The organism is Bacillus sp. GS3m_15504 (assembly GCF_055825275.1).
Window position 1 is genome coordinate 300,662 of sequence record NZ_JBVVNL010000003.1, and the last position, 26,293, is coordinate 326,954.

Here is a 26,293-nt window from a genome sequence, read left to right on the forward strand (position 1 = left end):
TACGAATAGAATTCGCAAGATATCGAACATTGTCGAAATATATCGATTTTCATTCGTATAAAAGGCATACTACTAATATAGTAAAGTATTTTATTTCCCTTACTTGCAGTTCAAGTTCCTTCTATATAAAAAAGAGCTGATACATAATCAGCTCTTTTTCCTTCTATTATTTATGACGCTTCATACGTCCTTCTTTTTGTAACTCTTTAAATAAGGCTGCCATCATAAAGAAAATAACGAAGACGAATGGGAATGCTGCAATGATAGCTGCCGTTTGTAAGGCCTCTAAGCCACCTACATATAATAAGATAGAAGCTAAGGCTGCTAAAACGATACCCCAGATCATTTTAATGCGGTTTGGCGGATTTAAACTACCATGTGTCGTTAACATTCCTAAAACGAATGTCGCTGAATCTGCAGATGTAATAAAGAATGTAGAAATAAGAAGAATAGCTAGAACAGATAAAGCCGATCCAAAGCTTCCCATCTGGTCAAACATAGCGAATAACCCTACTTCTGTTCCCATCTCTTTCACTTTTTCAAAAATATGTGCATCACCGAACAGCTCCATATGAATACCAGTTCCGCCGAAAACAGAGAACCAAAGGGCACCAATTACGGTCGGTACGAGTAACACACCGATAACAAACTCACGAATGGTACGTCCTCGTGAAACACGAGCAATAAATGTACCTACGAATGGTGACCATGCAATCCACCATGCCCAATAGAAAATTGTCCACGATTGAATCCATTGGTTTCCACCTTCATCTAATGGACTTAATCGGAAACTCATGCTTGGCAATTCCTGAATGTAAGCACCAATCGTTGAGGTGAAGTAATTCATGATAAAGTTTGTTGGACCCGCAAATAATACAATAATCATAAGTGCAAATGCCAAAATAATATTCGTATTACTTAAATATTTAATTCCTTTATCAAGACCTGTTTGCGCAGATAACATAAATAACACTGTTACGATTGCAATAATAACTAACTGAGTCGTTAATGAATTCGGGATGGATGTTAAATAACTAACACCACCGGCAATTTGTTTTGCACCAAGACCTAATGATGTTGCCACACCAAACACAGTCGCGAAAACAGCTAACACATCAAATAAATGAGCAATACGTCCATGGTCCCCGCCTTTAAATAACGGTCCTACTGTCGCACTAATTGTACTTGCTTTTCCTTTTCTAAAAGTAAAGTAAGCAATACAAAGCGCTACAAATGCATATAGTCCCCAAGGATGTAATCCCCAATGGAAAAATGAAAAACGCAGTGCAAGACGTGCACTTTCCTCAGTTGCACTCTCTCCAAACGGAGGTGCATACAAATGGTTTAATGGTTCCGCAACGCCCCAGAAAACTAAGCCGATACCCATACCAGCACTAAATAACATAGCAAACCATGTCATATAACTATAATCAGGCTCGTCATCATCTTTACCTAAACGAATAGAACCGTATTTCGAAACAATTAAAAAGATAGACACACCTAAAATAATAGAAACAGAAATAATATAGAACCATCCAAACTTACTAACTAATGCAGTTTGAATTGCGGTTGTTACATTTCCTAGGCTACCTTTTCCAATAATAGATTCGGGAATAATCCCCCAAAGTGTAAATGCAATACATAATGTTAATGAAACGATGAATGTTTTTGTCAGTTTCCTCATCAAATCCCCCTTCGTAGGTTTCACTTTTGTAAATAACATAAATTCCGATATGTAAAATCGGATAGAAAACTATGATTTTTGTGGTGATTTTCTTACTTTCACCTTCACCAATTCGAATTCTTATGGACAGCCTTACCTTCCGTATAACCTTTTCACTCTGCAAGAGCTATAAGATCGAAATACTGCTGTCAAATTGTGCGAGAAAAATGCGGATGGGAATGTATTTCCCCAAAAAAAGGTGTGTTACAGATGTAAAAAAGGGCATTTTTCTTCCTTGCAACCCTTTCTTTTTGTAACAATTATGCGGTTTTTTTGCTAGTATATAGCACGTGTTTATAGTTTCACAAATGAAATGTTTATGTTTATATAACTATATTACCCATAAAACGGTAAAATACTCAAGGAATGTAATCGTTTAGTAAACATCATGTAACACTCCTGTAATATTTTTATTTACCTCGAAAACAATATGTTGTATTAAATATTTTGAATATAAGTAGAAACCTACTAATCGTATAGAGTGAAAAACGCTTTCCTATATTTTTTGTTATATTACAGCATGTTAACGACTTATTACGAATGGTTTGTAATTGTGTGTTTTCCCGAAATCCGAAAAAATCTGTTGCTATAATGAGGACACGAAAACAAACGCAATGGAGGCTATCATGAAAAAATTAATTGGAATAGCAACAGCAGCAGTTTTTGGTCTTGGGATTTTCACATCATCTGCTAATGCAGAAACTGTTGTAACAACAGACGTACTAAATGTACGCGAAAACCCTACTACTGAATCAAAAGTTGTCGGTAAATTACTAAACGGTAATAAAATAGATGTTCAAAATACAGAGAACGGATGGTCAAAAATCACTTTAGATGGTAAAGACGCATTCGTAAGTGCAGAGTTCACAAAAAGCATCTACTACGTAACAGCTAACGTATTAAACGTACGTGCTGAAGCGAACACAGACTCAGAAATCCTTGGAACGTTGAAGAAAGATGATATGATCGAAACAACGAACCAAGTACAAAATGAATGGTTACAATTTGAATATAACGGGAAAACAGCTTACGTTCACGTTCCTTTCTTAACAGGTACAGCACCTGTTATTGAGAAACAAGAACAACCTGCTCCTGCTAAAGCTGTAGCGCCAGCTAAAGCACCTGCAGCACAAGCAAAACAAGCTGCTAAGCCTGCTGTAAAAGCTGCTAACACTAGCGCACCTGCTGGTGGTCGTGAGTTAACAGTTGTAGCTACAGCATATACAGCTCATCCGAGCGAAAACGGTGGCACATACGGCGGCCGTGTATTAACTGCAATGGGTCATGACTTAACAGCGAACCCAAACATGAAAATGATCGCTGTTGACCCGAAAGTAATCCCATTAGGTTCTAAAGTATGGGTAGAAGGTTACGGAGAAGCTATCGCTGGAGATACTGGCGGTGCAATTAAAGGTAATCGTATCGACATCCTACTTGGCTCAGATAGCGCCGCTAAAAAATGGGGACGCAAAACTGTTAAAGTGAAAATTTTAAAATAACCAATGACTGCTAAAGCCGGTTCTCTTTGTTGAGAGCTGGCTTTTATTTTTTTATAATAGTTATAAGGAGGCTATACTCATGAATGTACAAGCAAAAGTAGACTGGATCGGTACACCAAAACCTTATATATATAAAGATGAAGTAACATATGACGCTACTTCCATTGACTTTTCACTCGCCGGTGATGACAACCGCTATAAATTAATTGTGCTCAGCTTTGAAGAAAATACACATTACAAATTTGTCCAATATGGAGTCAAACCCGGCTCACAAAAGCCATTCCCTATCGACATTCCATTTGAACAAAATATGGTACCAATTATAGAGCAAATATTACATGATCCATATGTAGAAGCGATATTAAAAGAGACGCGCTCATAATTGTAAAAAAAATATATCAACGATTTTCCGAATATATCTATCATAAATCGCAATATATCAACGATTTTTCAATTATATCTATCATAACTTACAATATATCAACGATTTGACACGAAATATTGAGTAGCTACAAAATAAAGAGGCTGTTCAAATATTGAACAGCCTCTCTCATATTAACGAGTTGGACCAGATACTTCCTCTGACTTAAGCGTATTATTCGCTCCAAGAGAATGGTACAATATCTTTCCATTTCCATTCACAGTAACGATATGGTCATTATTAAAGCTTTTGAACTTCACAGATCCATCACCGTAACGAATATGATATTCTTCATATGTTGTTACTTTATATTTCGTAGCACTTTGACGCTCTACATTACGAATTTCCATTGTTAATAAATCTTCAGTAATTCCTTTTTTGTGTAAATATTGTATATAATCACGGTCTTCCTTGTACGATTTCCCGCTCTTATCATAATTATTTTCAATTAGGCTAAAATCATTTAATGAAATCGCACGCACATTATCATAAAGATGATTTCGTACAAAGTCACCGACAGCCGAACTTGATGTTTCTTTCGGGAATTTTAAGTAATATGTACTTTGATCTCCAATTTTAATACTTTCAGATTTCATCACACCGAAATCAGTAGTTTTCTCTAAGTGTACTTCCACTGTTTCGTCTGTCGATACAGGACCAAGATTATAACTTCCGTAATTTAATTTCCCACGTTTTTTACCGTTCACAAACACAGTTGCATCATGTTCATCAGAAGAAATTGTTACATACTTTCCTTCAAGTGATAAATTGACTTCTACTTTCCCACTCTGTTCATCTGCTAAATCTACTTCTTCTTCTGTTTCCAATTCAGTCAGTTCAGTCTTCGCAGTCGCCTTTACAACATACGTACCTGGGAAGTATGGTCCTAATTCTTTCGAAGTTTTATCACTAGAAAGTTCGGTTTCTTTTTTGTCATTTACATGTATTTCAGCACTTTTCGCAGTTGTGCTTACATTCATATAATAAGATTTCATGTTAAATTTATACTTTGGATATAAGAACCATTCTTTTCCGTCTTCTATAATTTGACCATCTTTAAATGATGCTTTATCACTTGCTAGCTTTTGATCTACTGTCTCTCTTTGTAAATAAGATAGCAGTTCTTTATTATAAGAAGGATTTTCTTTTAAATAACGAATATATCCCTTAATATCGTCAGCTTTCATTTTCAAACCCGGATCATCTACTTTTACAAACTCATCAATTGCATTCGCATCTTTCTTTTGGAATGCTTCAATCATAGCATTGACCTGCTTTTCTTTTGAAAACTTACTTGCCCCAAATTTATACGCACCAAACAATATAGCAAAGATAACAACAAAGCCTATAAGTAACATTATATTTTTCTTACTTTTCACTGGCTTTATTTCTCGTTGTACTTCTAAACGAGAAGAAGCTGCCTGATCAGCAATTACATCTACCTTACTTCCACACTCGGAACAAAAGTTCAAATGATCCGCAACTTGTTTATTACATTTCCCACAAAACTTCAAATGGCTCTCCCCCTTATTTTTTCCCTAACTTCATACCTGCGAATGTTAATGCGTACGAAAGAAGAAAACTCCCTACCATTAAATACAGCGTGCTACTTTGAATAGAGAACAATGGTCCAGAAATCCCAGCAAATTCTTTCATAACTTCTTTACTCCCTGAGGCCTCAATACGAATTTTGGCCAACCCATTTACACAAAGCATCATCACAGTATACACCGCACTAAACACAGCAATAGTTACGTACATATTTTTCATTGGATATTGAGCCAGTTTCATCCCCGCTCTAAATAGTAAAATGCATGGTAGTACAATTAATAACCCCCACCAGTGCATGTAGGAATTGAAATCATCAATTTCTTTTACTCGTTTAAGATTCGCTCCATTAGCGATTTCCAGATCTTTTAATGACGTACCATTTATTGATATTCCTGACGTATAAGATAGATGCAATGGACCTTTTTCCATTGAGTATCTTCTCATTTCTCTATCCATATCTCCCCATTCAATTGCTGTTGGAGCAAAGTGAGCCATATTCCACATGTATGGTGTTGCTTCTAATGAAATGAATGTTTTATATGTTTTCTCTGGAAAATCAATTGGTCCGACTGACTTTGAACTGCTAAATAAAATTGTAATAAGTATAATACCAAATGTAATAAGCAATCCTTTTAATACAGTTACCACACTATAATAAATAGATGTTGCATATGGAATACTTCGACTCATAGAAGATAATAGATAGTGTGGCCCTGCCTGAATACACATACCAATAAAGGTAAATAATAAACCAAATATAATGCCATACAATAAACTACTAACATGTGAATAACCAATACTGATTGTCATCGTTTTATAGAATTGAGAAATTGTCGTAGAAGAACTTGCGATAAAGCTGACAATACACAAGAAAACCCCATATACAATGCCAATAACACTTGATGTTAGTAACTTCTCACGCCAAATAACAGAAGGGTTGCTTCTCTCTACAAAGAATCCAATTCCACCTAATATAAGTGCTGGAATTACTAACAAGATGAACAATGGGAAATGAAGGATAAATGACATCGCATATTCCCCGCTCCCACTAACTTCAAGACCTATTAAATGATACATTAAAATTAATGGTGCTATGCCAACGAAAGATTGATTAACAGTATCCATATTTAGCATACCATTCATCTTTGTAAGCATCGTTCTCACTAGGTCGTTAATCGCCGCATCGACAATTAGGCTACCAATCCAACCCGCTATAAACATACATGCAATTGCAAGCCCACCACCAAGTAAACCTTTTTTCAAAGTGCTTCCAGATGGACTTACATGTAATTGTAAACTTTCGTCTGGTAATCTCGTTTTCATTTCTTTTTTCATAATACCTAATAAGGAATCCCCGCATTTCTCACAATACGTAGCAGTCCCTTTACTTTCTATCCCGCACGTTCGGCAATACTTTGAGTCTTTCGGTGCTAACGTAACTTCACCTTCTACACTACCTGTACTTGATCCATCATGTGTACAATAATTCGCTACATCCAATTGTTCTAAACCACAAGTTTTACAATACATGTTCCTCACTCCTTACTTTGCTTCATACCACAAACTGGACAGAATGTAGCCTCTGTTGCAATTTGTTCACCACATGAAGTACATGATTCATTTTCATCATTTTTTGATTGAAGGAGTAACTCATTTTCTTTCCCACACTGTCCACAAAACTTATCATTTACTGATAATGGGCCGCCACAGCTACATTGCCCTTTCTGTCCTTGATTCTGTAAATTAGCTATTTGCTTACGCGTATTATAAATAGCTACATCCAGCTCTTGTACTGGTTCTATAATATTTTTTAACACATCTACTCGAACTTCATCATTGCGGAGTTGCATATATGTCGTTTGACCAAGTTCCAGCAAAATTTCCGTTTTCGCCTGTAGTTTCTCTTGCGTAATTTTCTTTAATTGCGCAACCTCTTGAGCTACTTGTAATTTCATCTTTCCTTGCTCTATTCCCTCTTGCAATTTGTTCATACCGCTACCAAACTTCGATTGTAAATCTGACAAAACTTAATCCCTCCATAAATATATAGTAATATATAAAATTAACATTTTATATATTACCATGATTTTCAAGTAATGTAATCTAAATTTCATTTTTTCTGTTTTGAGCATTTTTTGTTTATAATGGTAAAGGAAAGAAATATGTGTACGGAGGAATATTATGCTGCAACACTCAATTACGAAAGATGAAATTATGATGATTGCGAATGAGTTCGTTCAAGGACTAGATCCACAGCAAACAGCTGATCAGGAACATGTCGCTGCAGCTCGGCACCTATATCGTAGTGGTGTTGTCTACAACGTTGACTTTGATGGCTATACGCTATCAGGAACTGTAGATGCTGAAGGCAGCGTATATAGCGTCCATATCCCGATTCGCAACGTCGCTGAAAGCTATTGCGATTGCTTCGCACCAACGCAATGTGAGCATATGCTCGCTGTGTTACTATCGGCAGCATCTAGTTTCGGGCAAGTAGGAGATGTATTAACTTTATTTAAAAATAATACGAAACCTTCCCTTCCTCCTATTCGAACTGCAAGACAAGTATTGCAATCATCAGCTTTTGAAGAAACGGATTATAAAAGTTGGCAATCGTATTTTGATAACGAATATGAATCATTTAAAAAAGAACAAGCTCGGCTTACTTATAAACAAATGTATTTTCTTATGAGTATTTTTACGGACTTCTATACAAAACTCGAGCGGAAAGCTCCACGTATCGTTGTGATACATGAGTTGTTCAGGCTACATGCAGCACTTTATTGCTTTCAAAAATTATTAGAAGAAATTCAGGAATTTGAAACAAATAAAACGTATTCTTATCACCAGCCTGTTAACGTCGTTCGTCTCTTTGTAGATAAAGTGGAATCCATCGTTCGGGACTTACAATCAGAAGCGACTTCTTCAGAGTCTGAAGCAATTTTGCAAGAAACAGCTCGTCTCGTTCATGAAGTATTCTTCTCGACCGACGCCTATACGCAAGAGAGATTTTTTATTTATCGTCACATATGGAGTGAACTTCTACACAATAAAGAGCAAATTCGTGAAGAAGAAAAACGAATCGATACAAAAATGAATCCACTTTCCAAAGCGTTAGCATCTTCTCATCTACTCTTTTTAAATGACGAAGATCTATTAGCGATGGACTTATTAAAAAAACATCCTGCTTCTGTTGTAAGTCTGTACTTTTACTGGTTAGAAGAGCTATTAAATGCAATGAAGTGGGATCGCGCGAAAATCTGGCTTTCCTTTACGTATAAACAAGTAAAAACAACGATACAGGAGCAAGAAAATACGATTTTCATAAAAGATATCGTTCGCTTATTTGTTATCATGTATGAAACGTATGCAACCCATACAAATGAACAAGCAGGACTCGAAATGATTTTGCAGGAGCTATTACCATATAGTTTCGCAAACTATGAACAATACGTGCTCGCGAAAAAGCAGTATCGCACATGGACGGAACTTCAGCTCTTACACGGTTTTGAAGCGATTGAACTTTTGAAAGAGCCGCTGAAAGATATTGAAAAGGAAGCACCAGAAGCAGCACTTCCTCTTTATCACCTGGCTGCTACCGAAGCCATTGAAGAGCGAAATCGTAAAGCATATAGACGTGCAGTTCGTTACTTAAAGAAATTACGTACATTATATAAACGATTAAAGCGTACCGATGAATGGGATGCTTTCATTATTCACATCGCAAACTTACATTCACGTCTGCGTGCACTACAAGAGGAATTACGGAAAGGAAAATTAATCGATGATCAATCAAACTGAAGTAACAATTAGGCTCCAGCACGTTAGTCACGGTTGGTTCCTTTGGGGAGAAGATGATAGCGGTACTCCATTATCCGTAACAAGTTGGAAACGAAATGCATTTACATGGCACTCCACTTCCTTCTACGGCACGTTTCTAAAAGAAGCAACCTTTGAAGGAAAACAAGGTGTTATGCTAACAAACGCACAAGCATTTGAATACATCGCGAATCAACCGATGAACTCCTTTGCCCGTATTCAAATGAACGGCCCTATTACAGCACTTACGAAAGATGCGAACGAATTGTGGGATGCCTTCACAAGCGGTAGCTTCGTACCTGATATGGAGCGTTGGCCCAAACAACCATCTTGGAAAGTACAACATACACCGATTGAAGATGACACATTAGCCTCTCTTTTCTCAGCGGCTGTAAATGAAAGCATATTACAAGATAACCGTTCAAACGACGGATGGGAAGATGCAAAGAGACTTTATGAACATTACGACTTTACGAAAAGACAATTGGACGCAGCACTACATGAAGAAGATTGGCTTCGAAAAATTGGTTACATTGAAGATGACCTTCCCTTTACAATCGGACTACGACTACAAGAGCCGCAAGAAGAATTTGAAATGTGGAAGCTTGAAACAATTATTACACCAAAGCGCGGGGCACATCGCATATATGTATATGAGAGTATCGATTCTTTACCAAAACGATGGCACGATTATGAAGAACGTATTCTTGAAACACAAGAAGGCTTCAGTAAGCTCGTACCGTGGTTAAAAGACGGGGATACATTCCGAAGTGAACTCTTTGAAACAGAAGCTTGGAACTTCTTAACAGAAGCAAGTAACGAACTACTCGCCGCAGGTATTACAATCTTATTACCATCGTGGTGGCAAAATTTAAAAGCGACAAAACCAAAATTACGTGTGCAGTTGAAGCAAAATGCTACGCAAACGCAATCTTTCTTCGGCATGAATACACTCGTTAATTTTGACTGGCGCATTTCAACGAACGGTATTGATTTATCTGAAAGCGAATTTTTTGAACTCGTTGAACAAAACAAACGGTTATTCAATATAAATGGTCAATGGATGAGACTGGACCCAGCCTTTATTGAAGAAGTACGAAAGCTCATGAACCGTGCGGATAAATATGGACTTGAGATGAAAGATGTCCTTCAGCAACATTTATCAAACACCGCTGAAACAGAAATTGTAGAAGAGGATAGTCCGTTTACCGATATTGAAATTGAACTAGATGGATATTATGAAGATCTATTCCAAAAGCTATTGCACATTGGAGATATTCCTAAAGTAGATGTCCCTTCTTCACTACATGCTACACTCCGCCCGTATCAACAACATGGCATTGAGTGGTTATTATATTTAAGAAAACTTGGATTCGGCGCACTTTTAGCTGACGACATGGGACTTGGAAAGAGTATTCAAACGATTACTTACTTACTATATATAATAGAGAATAATCTCCAAACAGGTCCTGCCTTAATCGTGGCACCGACATCTGTTCTTGGAAATTGGCAAAAAGAATTTGAGCGGTTCGCACCGAATTTACGTGTTCAGTTACATTATGGAAGTAATAGGGCGAAAGGTGAATCATTTAAAGACTTCCTTCAATCAGCAGATGTTGTATTAACGTCTTATGCATTAGCTCAGCTTGATGAGGAAGAACTTAGTACGTTATGCTGGGATGCTGTTATTTTGGATGAAGCACAAAATATTAAAAACCCACATACGAAACAGTCCAAAGCAGTGCGAAACTTGCAAGCAAATCACAAAATCGCATTAACTGGGACACCGATGGAAAACCGCCTTGCCGAGCTTTGGTCTATTTTCGACTTCATTAATCATGGATATCTAGGTAGCTTAGGACAATTCCAGCGCCGCTTCGTCTCACCAATTGAAAAAGACCGTGACGAAGGAAAAATCCAACAAGTTCAACGGTTTATCTCGCCGTTTTTACTGCGCCGTACGAAGAAAGATCAAACAGTCGCATTAAACTTACCAGATAAACAAGAACAGAAAGCTTATTGTCCACTTACCGGGGAACAAGCTTCCTTATATGAACAACTTGTTCAAGATACATTGCAAAATGTAGAAGGATTAAGCGGAATTGAAAGACGCGGATTTATATTACTCATGCTGAACAAACTTAAACAAATTTGTAATCACCCTGCTCTTTATTTAAAAGAAACAGAGCCGAAAGACATCATCGAGCGTTCCATGAAAACGAGCACGCTAATGGAACTCATTGAAAATATAAAAGATCAAAATGAAAGTTGTTTAATCTTCACGCAATACATTGGTATGGGGAACATGCTAAAAAATGTGTTAGAAGAACATTTCGGTCAGCGCGTCCTCTTCTTAAACGGTAGTGTACCGAAGAAAGAACGTGACAAAATGATCGAGCAGTTCCAAAACGGAACGTATGACATTTTTATCTTATCGTTAAAAGCAGGTGGAACTGGCTTAAACTTAACAGCTGCCAACCATGTCATTCACTACGACCGTTGGTGGAATCCAGCTGTAGAAAACCAAGCAACAGATCGTGCATATCGCATTGGTCAAAAGCGTTTCGTTCACGTTCATAAACTGATTACAACCGGGACACTTGAAGAAAAAATCGATGAAATGTTAGAAAGAAAACAATCATTAAACAACGCCGTCATTACAAGCGATAGTTGGATGACAGAACTATCTACAGATGAACTAAAAGAATTGCTCGGTGTATAAAGTGAAACTTTAATCAGTGGGGGTTTTCTTCATCCCACACTGATTATCAGCCCTAACCAATCGGACTTTTATGGGCAGTTGATCCCCCACCTAACTTCTTTGCTCTCGCTGAATTTTGAGGTGGGGGTCTTACTGCCCATTAAAGCGGGATAAACAAAAGGAGCTAATCTCACAAGATTAGCTCCTTTTTCTATTCCAAAACCAATTACTTATTATAATCCCTGTTAATCCGCCGCACGTATCCAGTAATGAATCTTGCCACATCGGTGTACGATCCCCCGTAGTCCATTGATGAATTTCATCAAATGTAGCATAACCGGCAACGAAAAGGAGAGCGTATAGGAAACACCTTTTTCTCGAATAACCCGATCGATGAAAAGCATAATACGTCAATGAACCGAGCATAAAGAACACCATAAAATGAGCACCTTTACGAAGGAAAAACTCAATAAATCCGCCTACACCTTTATTTGCAATGCTAACAGGTGTACCACCACCGTAATCGATAGATACCCATGAAAAATGCTCTTTCACAAACTCAACATTTACATATTGTTCAATATCCGAACGCATATCCTGCTTTTTATATGGTTGTGCCGAAGAATAAAAAATCAGCCCCATCCATAGTAAAACAGGAATCCAAAATAACCATTTACGATTCATTCTTCCGAAACCCCTCTCTTATTCTTTTAAGAGTACCAAAAAAAAGAATAAATTTCACGCCAAAACATGACATTCACGCCCTATTTATATAGTGAAAGGGGGTGATAAACATGGCAGTCGAAACAATCGTAATGGATTTAACTTTACGTCTTGTCTTAAACAATGGATTAGATAAGAACGGAAAAACAGTTTTTAAGAACAAACAATTTAAGCGCGTAAAAACAAACGCAAACTTAGAGCAAGTACAAACCGTAGCTCGTGCTCTAGCTTCTTTACAAGCATCACCACTTCACGCTGTACAACTTGTTAGCACATCAGATCTTTCTAGCCTATAAGATGAGACTTTAATCAACACTCACAGCTCGATCAATAAAAAGGAGGAAATAACATATGCAAGTACTAGAATTGATTTTCGCGAAAGAAGACGGGAAAACGGTTGTTTTTTCTATCGAGAAACCAATCACACCCGTCGATGCACAAGTCGTAAATCAAGTAATGGATACGATCCTTGCCTCATCTGTATTTTCATCAATTAATGAAAATACCCGAAAAAAGGGAGCTCGTCTCGTAGAAAGAAATGTATCTGAAGTTCCCATTACTTTATAAACAAGAAGACGAATCTGCATCATTTTGCAGATTCGTCTTTTTTCTTCGGCATTTCAATTGGAATAAAGATTTTTGAAAAACCGACGCATACATATTTATAATGTTCTCCGCCGATATCAAATTCCGTCTTATATGTTGAGAAGAATATATAATCATCTCGCTTCGTATAATGGTCGATTAATAATCCAACTTGCGGCTCAACATATTTTTTCGCCAACTTCTTACCAGCCGATGCTAAATCACCAAGGAGACCCTCTTCATTTTCCTTTTGCACTTCGTCTAGCTTCTTACTTACATCATTACGTTTCATAAACTGCTTCGCTGCCCAATCCGTATATTCACCTTTACTTGGATTACTATTTGCTAAATATACTAAAAGAACAACAACTAGAGCCATAATAATATACCTTTTCTTCATACTATCTCACCGCCTACTCTTTTCTATTTTCATATATATGTACAAGCGATGCAAATTAGAAAGACTAACATCTATTGATTGTAAACGAATAGCCAAAATTTACAATATGAAATAAAAGATTAACAATTAATTTACTTAATTCGTATATAATTATATTGAGAATTATTATCATTTATAAAGGGGGAATTAAATTTATGAATGACGAAAATGCTATCATTATTTCTAATTCTACAATGATGTTAGAGCCTTACAAGCATCCTTCTTATTGCACAAAAATGATCGACAGTAGTGGGAACCATCTTTACTCCTGTCAAACCGCTCTCCAGCTCATAAAGAAATCTTGTCTAACCAATGTTCACACTACTTATCAAGGCAGACGGAAAGCAGTTCAAACAAACTTTAATTTCAAACAAAATGTCCCGATTCCAATTAATCATAGAGAATATATTTGTGCTTTCCCAACAGAGTCTCCTTCTTCTCCAAACTGTATATGGCTATTTTATAATCATATAGATGACATAGAATTTTTCAAACAGAGTAAAAAAGCTACTATTCATTTTTCAAATGGCACGACTACAACCATACATATCAGTCCCCATAGGTTAAAACAACAATTATTAAAAGCCGGATATGTATTATCACGTATGAACATGCAAGATTCACTACAGTTTAAAAACCTCTTATTACATTTACTACCTTAACAAAATAAGTAGAATGGAAAGCAATATCCCTTGCCTTCCATTCTTATGATACTATTTATCCTCTTAAGCTATTTCGCATTTTCTCAAGCGCCTGCCGATATATCCACCTCACTTGATAATATGTCATCTCTGTCTCTAAAGCGATTTCCCCCATCGTCTTTCCTACAAAAAAACGTTCAAAAATAATATACTTCTCCTTCTCATCTAATACACTCATAAAATCCTTCACTTTCATTTCAATATCTTCAAAATGAAAGTGAGCCTCATACTCTCCTACACATACACACTTTTCTTGCACTGCAAACTCTTTTTTCAATCTTTCTAATATATAACCACGTACAGTTATAACTGCATATGCAGGAAAACTTCCCTTCTTCGCATCATATCTTTCATACGCATACCAAAGACCGATTAACCCACATTGATAATACTCTTCATAATCTTGATAAATCCCTAACTTCTTTATTTGATTCACAATCAATCCTTCATACAACACAACTGCCTCTGTAAAAGTCGCTGGCTTCACACAGTACCCGTTTCTAAAAGGTATACCTTTCTCGTATTCCGCGGTACCTTCACAATATAAAAATAAAGAAAGGATTTCACTTTGGGTAATTTCAAATACTACCGACGGAATTTGAAATTACATGAAGTAGAATTTGAAATTCTGTTAGTGGTATTTGAAATAGGGGTAAAAATAAAAAAGGTGACTCCGAAGAGCCACCTTTTCAAAATAATATGTTATGCGCCAAAACCAGAAAACATGCCGCCCAGCACACTAAAACCAATTGTAAGGATAAAGAATATAGAAATTAAAATTATTGCTTGTTTTTTACTTAAACCCGCAACGATATGCAAGCCTAGGCCAGTTAAAATTAAGCTCCAAATGTTGAAAACTTCAAATGCAGAACCAATGCCATATGCAATTGTTCCTTGCTCAAATAAAGGTCCTAAACTTGTATATTTATCAATGCCGTTTCCACCAAGTATATAACCTAAAGCTACATTAATAAGACTACCAAGGTAAAAAACAACATTAGCATAAATATAAATAGATAATATCTTCATATATGGAGTATCATTGCTCATAAACATCATAATAATTTTATAAAATCCTGCTACTATAAAAAGACCAAAAGCTGTTCCAACTAGACCTCCAATAGCTCCAATACCAAGTGTAGTTCCTTTCATTATCCCTGTCGTATCTTCTTTAAGTAGCTTTGCCATTTCCGGATTATTAATTAACCCTAAGTAAGCTGCTACTGTTGCAAAGATGGTCCCCATTACAAGAAATAAGACAAAACCTCCCCAAACCGGACTTTTCGTCTTCATTCTCTCAAACTGTTCGCCTGGAGAAGTAATCATCCCAAACAATGACGGCTTCTTTCCACCTGCATCTTGCGTATTAATATTTGCTTCCATTATAACGCCTCCTTATTTATACTGGCATATTTGGTAAAAATGCCGCAATTAACATAACGATCGCTGCTAAGAATAACGCTTTAATGATGAATAAAACGATAATTGGAATTGCTGCTTTCACTTTACTTACTCCTGCTGTAATTTGCAGTCCTAACCAAATTAAAACGATATTCCATAAATAGAACACTTCAATTGTATTACCGATTCCATAAGCTAGTGAACCTTGCTCAAATAGTGGTCCTAAACTTGTATATGCATTTGGTGCTTCACCTAAAATTAAAGCTATAATTCCATTAATAAATCCACCAATAATAACAACAATGTTCGCATATACAATAATCGTTACTAGTTTTTTATAAGAGGTATCATTCCCATAGAACATCATAAATATTTTATAAATAGCTGCAACAATGAATGTTACCAGCATACCACCTATAATACCCGACACAAGACTGGAAATAACGTCGGATGTCAATGAACTCTGTCCCGCAAATTCACCTAGTTCTTTTTTCATTTTCACCATCTCAGGTGACGTATTCGTAACGTACGTAGTAAAAGCATTTAAAAGCCCTTGTAATAGCGCCATTAAGAAGAACATACCCCAAACTTTCTCGCTCGTCTTCATTCTCTCAAACTGTAAACCAGGGGAAGTAATCATTCCAAACAATGATGGCTTCTCGCCGCCAGCTTTTTGTGTATTCACATTTGCCTCCATTATAACGCCTCCTTCCATTTATATAACCCGTTCTAACGGGCGGTTCACTTCCTCATATAGAGGCTACGAACCGCCCACTAGAACGGTAGTGTGCAGTAGAGAGCCACCCCTCTCTACTACACTATTACTTACTCATAACGTAATGCTTCAATTGGATCTAATTTCGCAGCTTTGTTTGCTGGAATTAATCCGAAAATAATACCGAGTGTCATAGAGAACAGTACGCCTCCAACGACAACTTCCCATGAAACGAGTGGTGGCCATTTTGCGAATGTAGAAACGATATATGCTCCGCCATATCCAAGACCAATTCCGATCAAACCACCTAGAAGCGTTAACATAACTGCTTCAATTAAAAACTGTAATAAAATTTTACTACGCGTTGCTCCAAGTGCTTTACGTATCCCAATTTCGCGCGTACGCTCCGTTACAGATACAAGCATAATGTTCATAACACCAATACCACCAACGACTAGTGAAATACCCGCGATACCGCCAATGATCATCGTCATAATGTTAGTTACTTTAGAAACTCCTTCTTGGAATTCTTTCAAGTTTACTAATTCATATTTACCTGGAATTTCACTTGGCTTACGACTATTTAGTACATCAACAGCTTGTTTCCCTGCTGATTCTAAATCGTCTACATTTTTAGATTGAATTGCGATACTTTGAATTTCATCTGTTCCGTATAAAACAGGCCATAACGTAATCGGAATTAACCCTTCTTCCATTTCAAATCCCATAAACTCATTATCAGATGTATACACACCGATAATTTGCATCGGTTGTCCTTTCATCTCAATAATTTGTCCGACTGGATTCACGTCCTTAAATAACGTTTCCTCTGTCTTTGTACTAATCATCACAACGTTATTTGCATGAGAAATATCTGATTCGTTTAAAGTACGTCCCTTTACGACCTTTACTTTATTAACTGCAAAATATTCATTATCAAGACCAATAACATTCAGATTTGCTTTTTTATCATTTACATCAAGCACCTCTGTCGTCTGGTTTGTCGTAATAACATGTGAAACATCTTTCACTTGTTTTACTTCCATAATATCTTCTTCTGTTAACTTCGGTATTTCAAATCCGCCTATAGCAAACTCATCATTAATATCTGGTTTAAACTGAATTGGCATAAGATTATTACCAGAACCTGCGATTTTTGACTTCAGCATCGCTTCCCCGCCTTGCCCAATTGCAACGACAGTAATAATCGAACCAACACCGATAATAATACCTAGCATCGTAAGAGCTGAACGCAGTTTATGAGCTAAAATAGAAGAGAGGGCAATTTTTATACTATCTAGTAAACTCATACCGCACACCTTCTATCTTCTGTAATTTTCCCGTCTCGCAGTACAATGCGGCGGGAAGAATACGCTGCTACTTCCTCTTCATGCGTTACCATAACAATTGTTGTACCTTCTGCATTAAGCTTCGTGAAAATATCCATAACTTGCTCACCAGACTTCGTATCAAGCGCACCAGTCGGCTCATCGGCCATAATGAACGTTGGATTATTCGCAATCGCTCTTGCAATTGCGACACGCTGCTTCTGTCCACCTGACAATTCGTTCGGTAAATGATGCACGCGATCTGCTAATCCAACTTTACCAAGCGCCTCTAAAGCACGCTTGCGACGCTCTGCCTTCTTTATGCCGCCATATACGAGCGGAAGCTCAACATTTTCGACTGCCGAAAGACGCGGAAGCAAATTAAAGTGCTGAAACACAAAACCGATATATTCATTACGAATTAAAGCAAGCTTTGACTCGTCTGCTGTTAAGATATTCACATCATTCAGCATATATTCGCCTTCTGTTGGACGATCTAAACAACCGATAATATTCATAAGCGTTGATTTACCAGAACCAGACGGTCCCATAATCGAAACGAACTCGCCGCTCTGAATCGTTAAACTAATACCGTGCAAAATCGGCACTGCCAATTTTCCTTGATAATACGTTTTAGCAATATGATTTAGCGTAATCATTTCTCTTTCACTTCCATTCCGTCATACACATCGTCGGAAGGATTTTTAACCACCTTTTGCCCCACTGTTACGCCTTCAGTAATCTCTGTCCAGTCTCCATCAGTAGAACCTTTTTTCACATTTTGTTTACGAAGCTTTCCTTTATCCTCAACATAAACAAATGCATCATCATCTTTTTCTACAATGCTCTTAGTCGGAACAGCAACCATCGTCTTATTCTCTAAATTTACTTGCAGAGAAACGTGATAACCTGGAGATAAACCATCTTGACTATCAAGGCTTGCTTTATATGTATATTGAGACATATTTTGAGTCGCTTCACCCATACCACCAGCTTGCGCCATCTCTGCACTCGTTGGGAATTCACTTACTTCTGTAATCTTACCTGTCCACTTCTTCTTATTATTTGCTTTCGCAGTAACAGTAAATGTTTGATCTTTTTGAATTTGTGACTTTTGAAGCTCAGTTAACGTCCCTTGAATTTGGAACGGATCTTTAGAAGCCACTTGTAAGAAGGCTTTCCCTTGACCACCTAACGCTTGAGATGAACTTTGCGCCGCATCTTTATCTAACTTTTGAACAACACCAGCAAAGTTACTATAAATCGTAAGCTCTTTCTGCTTTTTACTTAACTCTTCTTTCTGCAACTTCCCTTTCTCTTTCTCAAGATCCGTTGTCTTTTGCGCCATCTCCAACTCACTTACTTGCTCTTCCATCGGATCTGTTACTTCTTTCCCAGCTCCGCTATCTTTCGCTTTCTTAATTTCTTTTTTCAGCGAATCAATCTTCTTCTTCCCTTGATCATAACGCATATCAGCCATCTTCTGATCAAGATCAGCTTGCTTCATTTGCAAATTAATCTCTTCATTATCATAAGAGAATAACTTCGCACCTTTCTCTACCTCTTGGCCTTCTTTTACCTCAATATCTTTCACTTTCCCTTTGGTCGGATCCGCATAAAAACTTTCGATATTCCCAGGCTTCACCTGACCAGAAATTAACTTCGTATTATTCAGCTTTCGCTCCGTTACCTTCTCAAAACTTACAGCATCAGCAGATGTTGATGCCCCCTTCTTCTTCCCTTGCATTACAAAAATATTAACTGCTGCTACAATAACAATTAGTGCAATAACCCCGATAATAATCCATTTCTTCTTCTTGTTTGGAGTACGAACCGTATTTGGTACCATATTCTCGCTCCTTTTATAACTTAATAGTTTAATATAAAAATTGTATAAAACTTTCTGAAAAATAATTACATATTATTACATTCTTTTTACAAAGTTTTACACATCCATTTATATTGTAACAAAAATTCCAATGATTAGAAATATGACATTATGTCTTTTAAGATAGATTTAAGGAAAGATTATAGTAATATAAGAAAAGCCATCCAAAATGATAATTGGATAGCTTTTCAAACAAAATATTACGCCGCTTTAGGAGCTTTGCTCTCATGTCCACGTTGAACGATGAACAAGAAGATTGTTGATAAAATGGCACCTGTTAATAGTAAGATGAAACAACCATCCCAGCCAGAACGATCAACAATAACACCAATTGCTGCGTTTGCTACAAGACTTCCGCCTACATAACCGAACAGACCACACATACCAACTGTCGTACCTACTGCAAATTTCGGTACTAATTCCATCGCACTTAAACCGATTAAGAACTGTGGTACATAAATTAAACAACCGATAATAGAAACTGCAATACTTACAACAAGTATGCTAGTTGCTTGCCAATATACAAACGTACCAATAACAACTCCGACCATACTAATGATACATAATGGCATACGTTTTCCTTTAAATAATTTATCACTTAAAAGACCAACGATTAATGAACTTGGAATTGCCATACCTTCAAAGATTGCGTACGCCGCGTGTGCTTCATTTTTTGAGAAACCTTTAACTGTCGTTAAATAAAGTGGAACCCAGTTAATAACACCGAAGCGAATTAAATAAACAAATGCATTTGCAATACATAAGAACCATACAAATTTATTTTTCACTACATACTTCATTAAAATTTCTTTTGGTGACATCTTGTTAGCATGATCTGCTTTTTCAAGATTTTCATAGTCATTACGATACTCATCAATTGGAGGAAGACCTTCTGATTCCGGTGTATCCTTCGCATTAATCCAAACAAGAACTGAAATTATCATTGCGATAATCGCCGGGAAAATAAACACGCCGCCTTGCCAATGATTTTCACCAAAAATACCTACACCAATTCCAACAAGTGGTGGTACAAGCATTCCACCAACGTTATGTGAAATATTCCAAATACCTGTTTTCGTACCGCGCTCTTTCTTCGAGAACCATTTCGTCATAACAATACTACAAGGTGGTGCTCCCATACCTTGTACAATACCGTTAACGACAAGTAATGTAACAATCATCCCAAATGAAGATGCAAAACCAAAGCAAATATTAACAAGCCCTGATAAAAATAAACCGACTGCGATAAAGCGCTGGGCGAAAGCTTTATCTGATAAATTCCCCATAAAGAACTTACTAAAACCATAAACAATTGCCATTACTGAACCTAGTAGACCAATTTCAGCTGTACTAAAACCATATTCTTGTACTAAGTACGTACTTGATAACGTAAAGTTACTACGAACTAAATAATAAGCAGCATATCCAACTGAAATTCCGATTAACACGCGAATACGTAGTAATCGATACACACGTTCGATCATATCCGCAGGCAATCTTTCAATTGCAGGTGCTGGCTTGAGCCATTTAAACATATTCTTTCGTCTCCTTTTCTCACTTCTGAGAGAGACGTTGTCTATTCCATATCTCGATTATTCCGCTATTTGATATATTTTGGTTTGTTCTTCTAACCGGCTGTCCTTCTATTTCTTTCTCGTTCTTCGCAAACATCGTTGGCACGCCAAACGAAACCTTTTCTAAAATGTGACCCGCTTCTTCTGATAAACAATAATCAATAAATAAATCCGCAATAATACCATTCGGTGCACGTTTTAGTTTCGAAATCGCATTAACAGATAACCCTGTTTGCTCAGGTACGATACTTACAACTGGAAAGCCTTGTTTTTGAAGCATTCTTTGATCTCCCATAAAATTAATGCCAATCATATACTCACCGCTCGCAACAAGCTCTACAGGCATGTAACCATTCACCGTTACTTCACCAACTTGCCCTGCAAAACTCTTAACATATTCTTTCGCTTCCTCTTCACCTACAGTATCAATCAGTGATTGAAAAAACGTATATGCTGTTCCTGAAACATTTGGATCTGGCATAACAACCTTTTCCTTATATACTGGATTTAATAAATCTTGCCACCTTGATGGATAAGGAAGTCCGAGCGGTGCTATTTCTTCGTTCCACCGCTCTTTATTGATCGCAATCGCCAGCTTCTCTACTTCATAACCGTACCAATAACCATCTTTATCTTTAACAGTTTTTGAAATACGGTTCGCATGCTGGCTCGTAACAGGAATAGATAGGTTTTTTTGCTTCATCATTTGATGTGCATCTACCGTACCGCCAATAATAATATCCGCTTTCGGATTTCCAGCTTCCTCTTCTACCCTCCGAAGAAGCTCTTCTGTCGAAAGACGAATAAACTCATACGTACAGCCGCGTGGTTTACAAAATGATGAAAGCAACGCTTCCCCCACTTCCTCACGAGCCGCTACATACGCAACAAGATGACGATCATCCAAAATAGGGAGACCACTTTTATTATATTTAATAGAGGTCGTATCTCGAGAGCAACTAGACATCGCTCCTCCAATTACTAGCAAAAAGAAGAAAAAGGCTATCTTTCTCATGACACATTCTCCTTTACAAATACATTTGCGAGGGAGCTTTTCATATACATGACATTCCCATTATTATCACCGAGATATTGCACAACAAAATACGATGGATACACAGAAATAGTAAGAATGTCTTCACGCTCATTCTTTATACGCTTACCAGTTTTATAAGCAGTAATATAAGCAATCGGTTCATTCTGTGATTGTAATAATTTCTGGATTTCTCCGTAATCTGTAATTTGCTTTGCGTACCGAATCGAATCAAGTATGTGCGTAAGATTCATCGCACGTTCTACATCACCTTGGCGTACTATGACATCTTGTGCTGACGCAAAAAAATCACCAATACGTTCTGGTGTGTAATACAGGCTTAACAAATACGTTTGAAATGCTGAAATCATTGGATCCGTACCATTCTTTCCGTACATATCAGCCCCGTACTGGAACAAGTCACCTACTGCAAAAGTACGTTTCTGTCCATTCAAGTACGTTACTTCTCCAGTAAATACTTGTTCTTGATTCTTAGCTTCACTCGGATTGATTTGAATCCGGTCAAAGAATGAAACAATCGTATGCAAACGAACTTCATCCGTTATAACAATTTCTCCCCACTTTTCATGCCTAACCTTCATTTCAGTAGGCAGGGATTCATTCACTCTTTGTAAAACAGTTTGTTTGTCATTCACGATTGTGATCCGATTATATATTTGCTTCTCCATCACATAAAATAAAATAAGAGAAACAATTATACAAAGGACAAACATAAGAATTTGAAATGATAGCCTTTTCATTTCTGCCTACCTCCAAGATAAAAAAACGTTGTTTCGAAAATACCGCATAATTGTTTCATAAATGTATCATTTAACCGCTTTCAGATTTTTTATATCTTCCATTCGTCTCGGAAGCAAGAATGTAATAAATATGGTAGTGCCTATTTCTTCACTACTCTCAATCCGCATACTTCCGCCCTGCTTATCCATAATCTCCTGACAAATATACAAACCGTAACCATTCCCGTAACTCGAAGGAAGAGCCTTCCCTTTTGGCGATTCATTCCACTCTGCCAGCACACCTTCATCGATACCGATGCCATCATCATGAACAAAAACCTTTGCCTCACGTTCATTTACAATGACATTCATACGAATTTGCGTAGCATCGCTATATTTTATCGCATTATCAAGCACGTTTAAGAAGATCTGTTTCGTCTTATCGAAATCCGCAACGACATGTACATCTGTTAACTCATTGATAACTTCAATCTCAAATTTCTGCAGGCGAGGTTTCACAATTGAAACTGCTTCTTCGGCTAATTCCTTTATATTCACAACTGTAGGTGATATTTCAAACGTACTCGTTCCGTACTTTGAAGACTTAAGTAATTCCTCTACAAGTGACAATAAACGCTCACTTTCTACAGCCACATAACGCAAGCTCTCCTGTACATCTTCCTTCGCCTTTAACTTCGGAATTAAATCCACATAGCCAATAATCGCCGTTAGCGGTGTTTTCAGCTCATGCGTAATGCGGTCTAGGAAATCTTTCTGCTTCTCTTTCTCCTCTTTCAATTGCTTAATATGCAGCTCAATTCCATCGGCCATTGCATTAAAAGATGCGGAAAGCTGAGCAATTTCCACATATTCATTTAGCTCAATCTTACTTTTATAATCACCATTCGCAAGCCGGTGCGCCATTTGTCTTAACTGATCAATCGGCTTATGGAGAGACTTTGCCAAACGAATTGCAAAGAAAATACCCGCAGCTACGAGACAAAGAGACGTCATTAAGAACGTCCAACCGACATTTGTTAAAACTTCCTTCTCACCCGTTAACTCATTTATAAAACGAACACTTCCAATGACATCGTTTCCATAATAAACCGGGCTTGAAAATAAAAGAATTGGAGCCGGGTCTCCCTCTTCAAAAACATAAGATTTCTTCCCCTTCAAAGAGCTCTCAATATCAATATTCCGATGAAGAAGTGCTCCCTTTTGCGTATCCGCAACAACATCTCCATTTTTCCCAATCATCTGTACACGGACATCCATGCGTTTTGCTAAATACGAAGCAATTAAAAGTGAATTCGGACCGAGCGTCTCTACCTCTGCTTCCTTCTCTAAATAATTCATCGTGTAAATTTGTGCTTCTACACTTAACTTTTCTAAAGAATTTGCTGCGTTATGATACATATTCTTTTCTAACGTAATATAAACAACTGCGTACAAAAGAACGAATATCGGGATTAACAGTCCAACGATTCCAAACACCATATTTCTTTTCAAAGACATACCATCACCACTTAACAATCCAGTTTATAGCCAACGCCATAAATGGTCTTAATATATTCCCCGCTATTCCCGAGCTTCTTCCGCAATCTTTGCACCATAATATCAACCGCTCTCGTATTTCCGATATACTCAAATCCCCATACTTTCTCAAGTAACTCATCTCTCATAAATACACGCTGCGGATTAGAAACAAACAACTGACATAAATTAAACTCTCTGTACGTTAACTGAATTTCTTGTCCACTCACATGCACTTTTCTTTCCTTAGGACAGATCGTTATCTCTCCTGCCTCGATTACTTCATGACTTACCGTTACCTCTTTCTTCTTCACACGCCGCGTCATATTCTTGACCCGAAGAATAAGCTCCGCATAATTAAATGGCTTTGTCACGTAATCATCAGCGCCCAGCTGCAAACCAAGCAATTTATCATTCATCTGACTCTTCGCAGTTAACATGAGTACTGGAATATCTCTATCCTTCTCCCTGAACAAACGAAGCAACTCATACCCATCTGTATCTGGAAGCATAACATCCAAAATCAAAACATCCGGTCCTTCATTCCATCTCTCTAAAGCTTCTCTCCCATCAGCCGCCGTGAGCACTTCATATCCTTCCATCTCAAGCTGCATCCGAATCAAATTGCGAATACTCGACTCATCATCCACTACAAGTATTTTCATTATTCTCCTCCTTCCATCCCGTATTATAGTACAGTTTAGTATAGCAAAAATCTTATAAAAAAAGAGAGGGTATTGTCGAACATATATTGAACGACAATACCCCTCTTTCACTTATTATATTTTATTTCTCATACCCATTAGGTTTCTTCTGATGCCAATTCCAAGCATGCTCAATGATTGTCTTCACATTTACATACTGAGGATCCCAACCTAACTTCTCTTTCGCTTTCTGAGAAGAAGCAACTAAACGTGCTGGATCTCCCGCACGACGCGGTGCTACTTCAGCAGGAATTTCATGATTTGTAACTTCACGAACTGCATCAACGATTTCTTTTACGCTGAAACCATTACCATTTCCTAAGTTATAAAAATCACTCTCTCCGCCGTTCTGCAAGTCTTTAAGACCTAAGAAGTGAGCCGCTACTAAATCTTCAACATGAATATAATCACGGATACAAGTACCGTCTGGTGTATTATAATCATCACCAAACATCATAATCTTCTCACGTTGACCTAACGCCACTTGCAATACAAGAGGAATTAAATGTGTCTCTGGACGGTGATCTTCCCCGATAATACCATTTGGAGTTGCACCAGCCACATTAAAGTATCTGAAAATCTTATAACGTAAATTAGAAGCTTGGCTATACCAATGAAGCATCTTCTCGATTGCTAACTTCGTTTCTCCATACGTATTCGTTGGATTTGTCATCGTTTCCTCAGTAATAAGGTCTACATCTACCTCACCATACGTCGCCGCAGTAGAAGAGAAAATAAACTTATCTACCTTAAACTCATCCATTACCTCTAATAAGCAAAGTGCACCATACACATTGTTATTATAATATTGAAGAGGCTTCTCCATACTAACTCCAACTAAAGAATCAGCCGCGAAATGCATAACCGCCTCAATATTTTCTTGTGTAAAAACATCTCTTAAAAATGCTTTATCACGAAGGTCGCCATTATAAAACTTCGCACCTTCCGTAATTGCATCCTCATGACCCGTTTGTAAGTTATCTACTACTACTACAGATAAACCTTCGTCTACTAATTTTTTCACAGCGTGAGAACCGATATAACCAGCTCCGCCGCAGATTAGAATTGAATTCATTGTCTTCCTCCTACATATATTAGGATTTCTTATTCACTCTCTTATTATAAAAGGTATACGATTGCTCGTATACCTTTTGTGTACCTTTATTACTTAGCAACGAAATAATCCGTTACATATTGTGCCCAAACTTCGTG

Annotated in this window: 25 protein-coding genes; 7 read left to right on the plus strand and 18 right to left on the minus strand. The window is 37.3% G+C overall.

The window, feature by feature from the left end; genetic code table 11:
• Window positions 1–166: 166 nt before the first annotated feature.
• Window positions 167–1,684, minus strand: coding sequence for a glycine betaine transporter OpuD (gene opuD / locus AC0L0O_RS23540; protein ID WP_001230127.1), 1,518 nt, complete (start codon window positions 1,682–1,684; stop codon window positions 167–169).
• A 665-nt stretch (window positions 1,685–2,349) separates the two neighbouring features.
• On the opposite strand from opuD, the gene AC0L0O_RS23545 reads away from it, so the two are divergent.
• Window positions 2,350–3,222, plus strand: a complete 873-nt coding sequence (locus AC0L0O_RS23545) for a cell wall-binding protein EntA (RefSeq protein WP_000733312.1) — start codon at window positions 2,350–2,352, stop codon at window positions 3,220–3,222.
• A gap of 79 nt (window positions 3,223–3,301) precedes the next feature.
• Window positions 3,302–3,604 carry a DUF3910 family protein gene (locus AC0L0O_RS23550; protein WP_001102528.1) on the plus strand — a complete coding sequence of 101 codons (303 nt, stop codon included), beginning with the start codon at window positions 3,302–3,304 and terminating at the stop codon, window positions 3,602–3,604.
• A gap of 173 nt (window positions 3,605–3,777) precedes the next feature.
• Here the strand turns inward: AC0L0O_RS23550 and AC0L0O_RS23555 are convergent, their stop codons facing one another.
• Genes AC0L0O_RS23555 through AC0L0O_RS23565 form a run of 3 tightly spaced genes read right to left on the minus strand, consistent with a single transcriptional unit; the run spans window position 3,778 to window position 7,218 of the window.
• Entirely contained in the window at window positions 3,778–5,157 is a 1,380-nt protein-coding gene (locus AC0L0O_RS23555; protein ID WP_131371516.1) for a zinc ribbon domain-containing protein, read from the minus strand.
• 13 nt (window positions 5,158–5,170) lie between these two features.
• Entirely contained in the window at window positions 5,171–6,724 is a 1,554-nt protein-coding gene (locus AC0L0O_RS23560; RefSeq protein WP_131371513.1) for a hypothetical protein, read from the minus strand.
• A 5-nt stretch (window positions 6,725–6,729) separates the two neighbouring features.
• Window positions 6,730–7,218, minus strand: a complete 489-nt coding sequence (locus AC0L0O_RS23565) for a zinc ribbon domain-containing protein (protein WP_001281745.1) — start codon at window positions 7,216–7,218, stop codon at window positions 6,730–6,732.
• Between the two features lie 157 nt (window positions 7,219–7,375).
• Here AC0L0O_RS23565 and AC0L0O_RS23570 point away from each other — a divergent pair, with 157 nt between their 5' ends.
• Both AC0L0O_RS23570 and AC0L0O_RS23575 read left to right on the plus strand, forming a co-directional pair.
• Window positions 7,376–8,995, plus strand: coding sequence for an SWIM zinc finger family protein (locus AC0L0O_RS23570; protein ID WP_131371510.1), 1,620 nt, complete (start codon window positions 7,376–7,378; stop codon window positions 8,993–8,995).
• Window positions 8,979–11,735, plus strand: a complete 2,757-nt coding sequence (locus AC0L0O_RS23575) for a DEAD/DEAH box helicase (RefSeq protein ID WP_131371507.1) — start codon at window positions 8,979–8,981, stop codon at window positions 11,733–11,735. The genes AC0L0O_RS23570 and AC0L0O_RS23575 overlap by 17 nt, the downstream gene beginning before the upstream one ends.
• A gap of 177 nt (window positions 11,736–11,912) precedes the next feature.
• Here AC0L0O_RS23575 and AC0L0O_RS23580 read toward each other — a convergent pair whose 3' ends face one another.
• Window positions 11,913–12,398, minus strand: a complete 486-nt coding sequence (locus tag AC0L0O_RS23580; RefSeq protein WP_001080718.1) for a VanZ family protein — start codon at window positions 12,396–12,398, stop codon at window positions 11,913–11,915.
• Window positions 12,399–12,508: 110 nt separating this feature from the next.
• Here AC0L0O_RS23580 and AC0L0O_RS23585 point away from each other — a divergent pair, with 110 nt between their 5' ends.
• Complete coding sequence (locus AC0L0O_RS23585; RefSeq protein WP_000257709.1) at window positions 12,509–12,733, plus strand: DUF1659 domain-containing protein; 225 nt, start codon at window positions 12,509–12,511, stop codon at window positions 12,731–12,733.
• Window positions 12,734–12,788: 55 nt separating this feature from the next.
• Window positions 12,789–13,004, plus strand: a complete 216-nt coding sequence (locus AC0L0O_RS23590) for a DUF2922 domain-containing protein (protein WP_001197600.1) — start codon at window positions 12,789–12,791, stop codon at window positions 13,002–13,004.
• Between the two features lie 19 nt (window positions 13,005–13,023).
• Here AC0L0O_RS23590 and AC0L0O_RS23595 read toward each other — a convergent pair whose 3' ends face one another.
• Window positions 13,024–13,422 carry a DUF4359 domain-containing protein gene (locus AC0L0O_RS23595; RefSeq protein ID WP_000747726.1) on the minus strand — a complete coding sequence of 133 codons (399 nt, stop codon included), beginning with the start codon at window positions 13,420–13,422 and terminating at the stop codon, window positions 13,024–13,026.
• A 194-nt stretch (window positions 13,423–13,616) separates the two neighbouring features.
• On the opposite strand from AC0L0O_RS23595, the gene AC0L0O_RS23600 reads away from it, so the two are divergent.
• The gene (locus AC0L0O_RS23600; RefSeq protein ID WP_000997438.1) at window positions 13,617–14,123 is read left to right on the plus strand and encodes a competence protein ComK; all 507 of its coding nucleotides are present in this window, start codon (window positions 13,617–13,619) and stop codon (window positions 14,121–14,123) included.
• Between the two features lie 55 nt (window positions 14,124–14,178).
• On the opposite strand, the gene AC0L0O_RS23605 is transcribed toward AC0L0O_RS23600, so the two are convergent.
• The 12 genes from AC0L0O_RS23605 to galE all read right to left on the minus strand — a co-directional run bounded on the left by AC0L0O_RS23605 (window position 14,179) and on the right by galE (window position 26,156).
• A complete protein-coding gene (locus AC0L0O_RS23605; protein WP_000801294.1) occupies window positions 14,179–14,649 on the minus strand; it encodes a sigma-70 family RNA polymerase sigma factor in 471 nt (156 codons plus the stop codon).
• A 215-nt stretch (window positions 14,650–14,864) separates the two neighbouring features.
• Window positions 14,865–15,545 (minus strand): YknW family membrane protein, encoded by a 681-nt coding sequence (gene yknW / locus AC0L0O_RS23610; protein ID WP_000387907.1) that lies wholly within the window; start codon window positions 15,543–15,545, stop codon window positions 14,865–14,867.
• 16 nt (window positions 15,546–15,561) lie between these two features.
• Window positions 15,562–16,260 carry a YknW family membrane protein gene (gene yknW / locus AC0L0O_RS23615; protein WP_131371504.1) on the minus strand — a complete coding sequence of 233 codons (699 nt, stop codon included), beginning with the start codon at window positions 16,258–16,260 and terminating at the stop codon, window positions 15,562–15,564.
• A gap of 128 nt (window positions 16,261–16,388) precedes the next feature.
• Window positions 16,389–17,588: an ABC transporter permease gene (locus tag AC0L0O_RS23620; RefSeq protein ID WP_000054376.1), complete on the minus strand. Its 1,200-nt coding sequence runs from the start codon at window positions 17,586–17,588 to the stop codon at window positions 16,389–16,391.
• On the minus strand, window positions 17,585–18,265 hold the full coding sequence (locus AC0L0O_RS23625; RefSeq protein WP_000631600.1) for an ABC transporter ATP-binding protein: 681 nt from the start codon (window positions 18,263–18,265) through the stop codon (window positions 17,585–17,587). Before AC0L0O_RS23625 ends, AC0L0O_RS23620 begins: the two co-directional genes overlap by 4 nt.
• Window positions 18,262–19,455 (minus strand): efflux RND transporter periplasmic adaptor subunit, encoded by a 1,194-nt coding sequence (locus AC0L0O_RS23630; protein WP_078383982.1) that lies wholly within the window; start codon window positions 19,453–19,455, stop codon window positions 18,262–18,264. The genes AC0L0O_RS23625 and AC0L0O_RS23630 overlap by 4 nt, the downstream gene beginning before the upstream one ends.
• Window positions 19,456–19,694: 239 nt before the next feature.
• Window positions 19,695–21,029: an MFS transporter gene (gene pgtP, locus AC0L0O_RS23635; RefSeq protein ID WP_131371501.1), complete on the minus strand. Its 1,335-nt coding sequence runs from the start codon at window positions 21,027–21,029 to the stop codon at window positions 19,695–19,697.
• 19 nt (window positions 21,030–21,048) lie between these two features.
• On the minus strand, window positions 21,049–22,083 hold the full coding sequence (locus AC0L0O_RS23640) for an ABC transporter substrate-binding protein (RefSeq protein ID WP_001225616.1): 1,035 nt from the start codon (window positions 22,081–22,083) through the stop codon (window positions 21,049–21,051).
• Window positions 22,080–22,862, minus strand: a complete 783-nt coding sequence (locus tag AC0L0O_RS23645) for a DUF3919 family protein (RefSeq protein ID WP_000826643.1) — start codon at window positions 22,860–22,862, stop codon at window positions 22,080–22,082. Before AC0L0O_RS23645 ends, AC0L0O_RS23640 begins: the two co-directional genes overlap by 4 nt.
• A gap of 66 nt (window positions 22,863–22,928) precedes the next feature.
• Window positions 22,929–24,359 carry a HAMP domain-containing sensor histidine kinase gene (locus AC0L0O_RS23650; RefSeq protein ID WP_131371498.1) on the minus strand — a complete coding sequence of 477 codons (1,431 nt, stop codon included), beginning with the start codon at window positions 24,357–24,359 and terminating at the stop codon, window positions 22,929–22,931.
• 11 nt (window positions 24,360–24,370) lie between these two features.
• On the minus strand, window positions 24,371–25,042 hold the full coding sequence (locus tag AC0L0O_RS23655; RefSeq protein WP_000699575.1) for a response regulator transcription factor: 672 nt from the start codon (window positions 25,040–25,042) through the stop codon (window positions 24,371–24,373).
• A gap of 121 nt (window positions 25,043–25,163) precedes the next feature.
• Window positions 25,164–26,156, minus strand: coding sequence for a UDP-glucose 4-epimerase GalE (galE, locus tag AC0L0O_RS23660; protein ID WP_001084647.1), 993 nt, complete (start codon window positions 26,154–26,156; stop codon window positions 25,164–25,166).
• Between the last annotated feature and the right edge of the window lie 137 nt (window positions 26,157–26,293).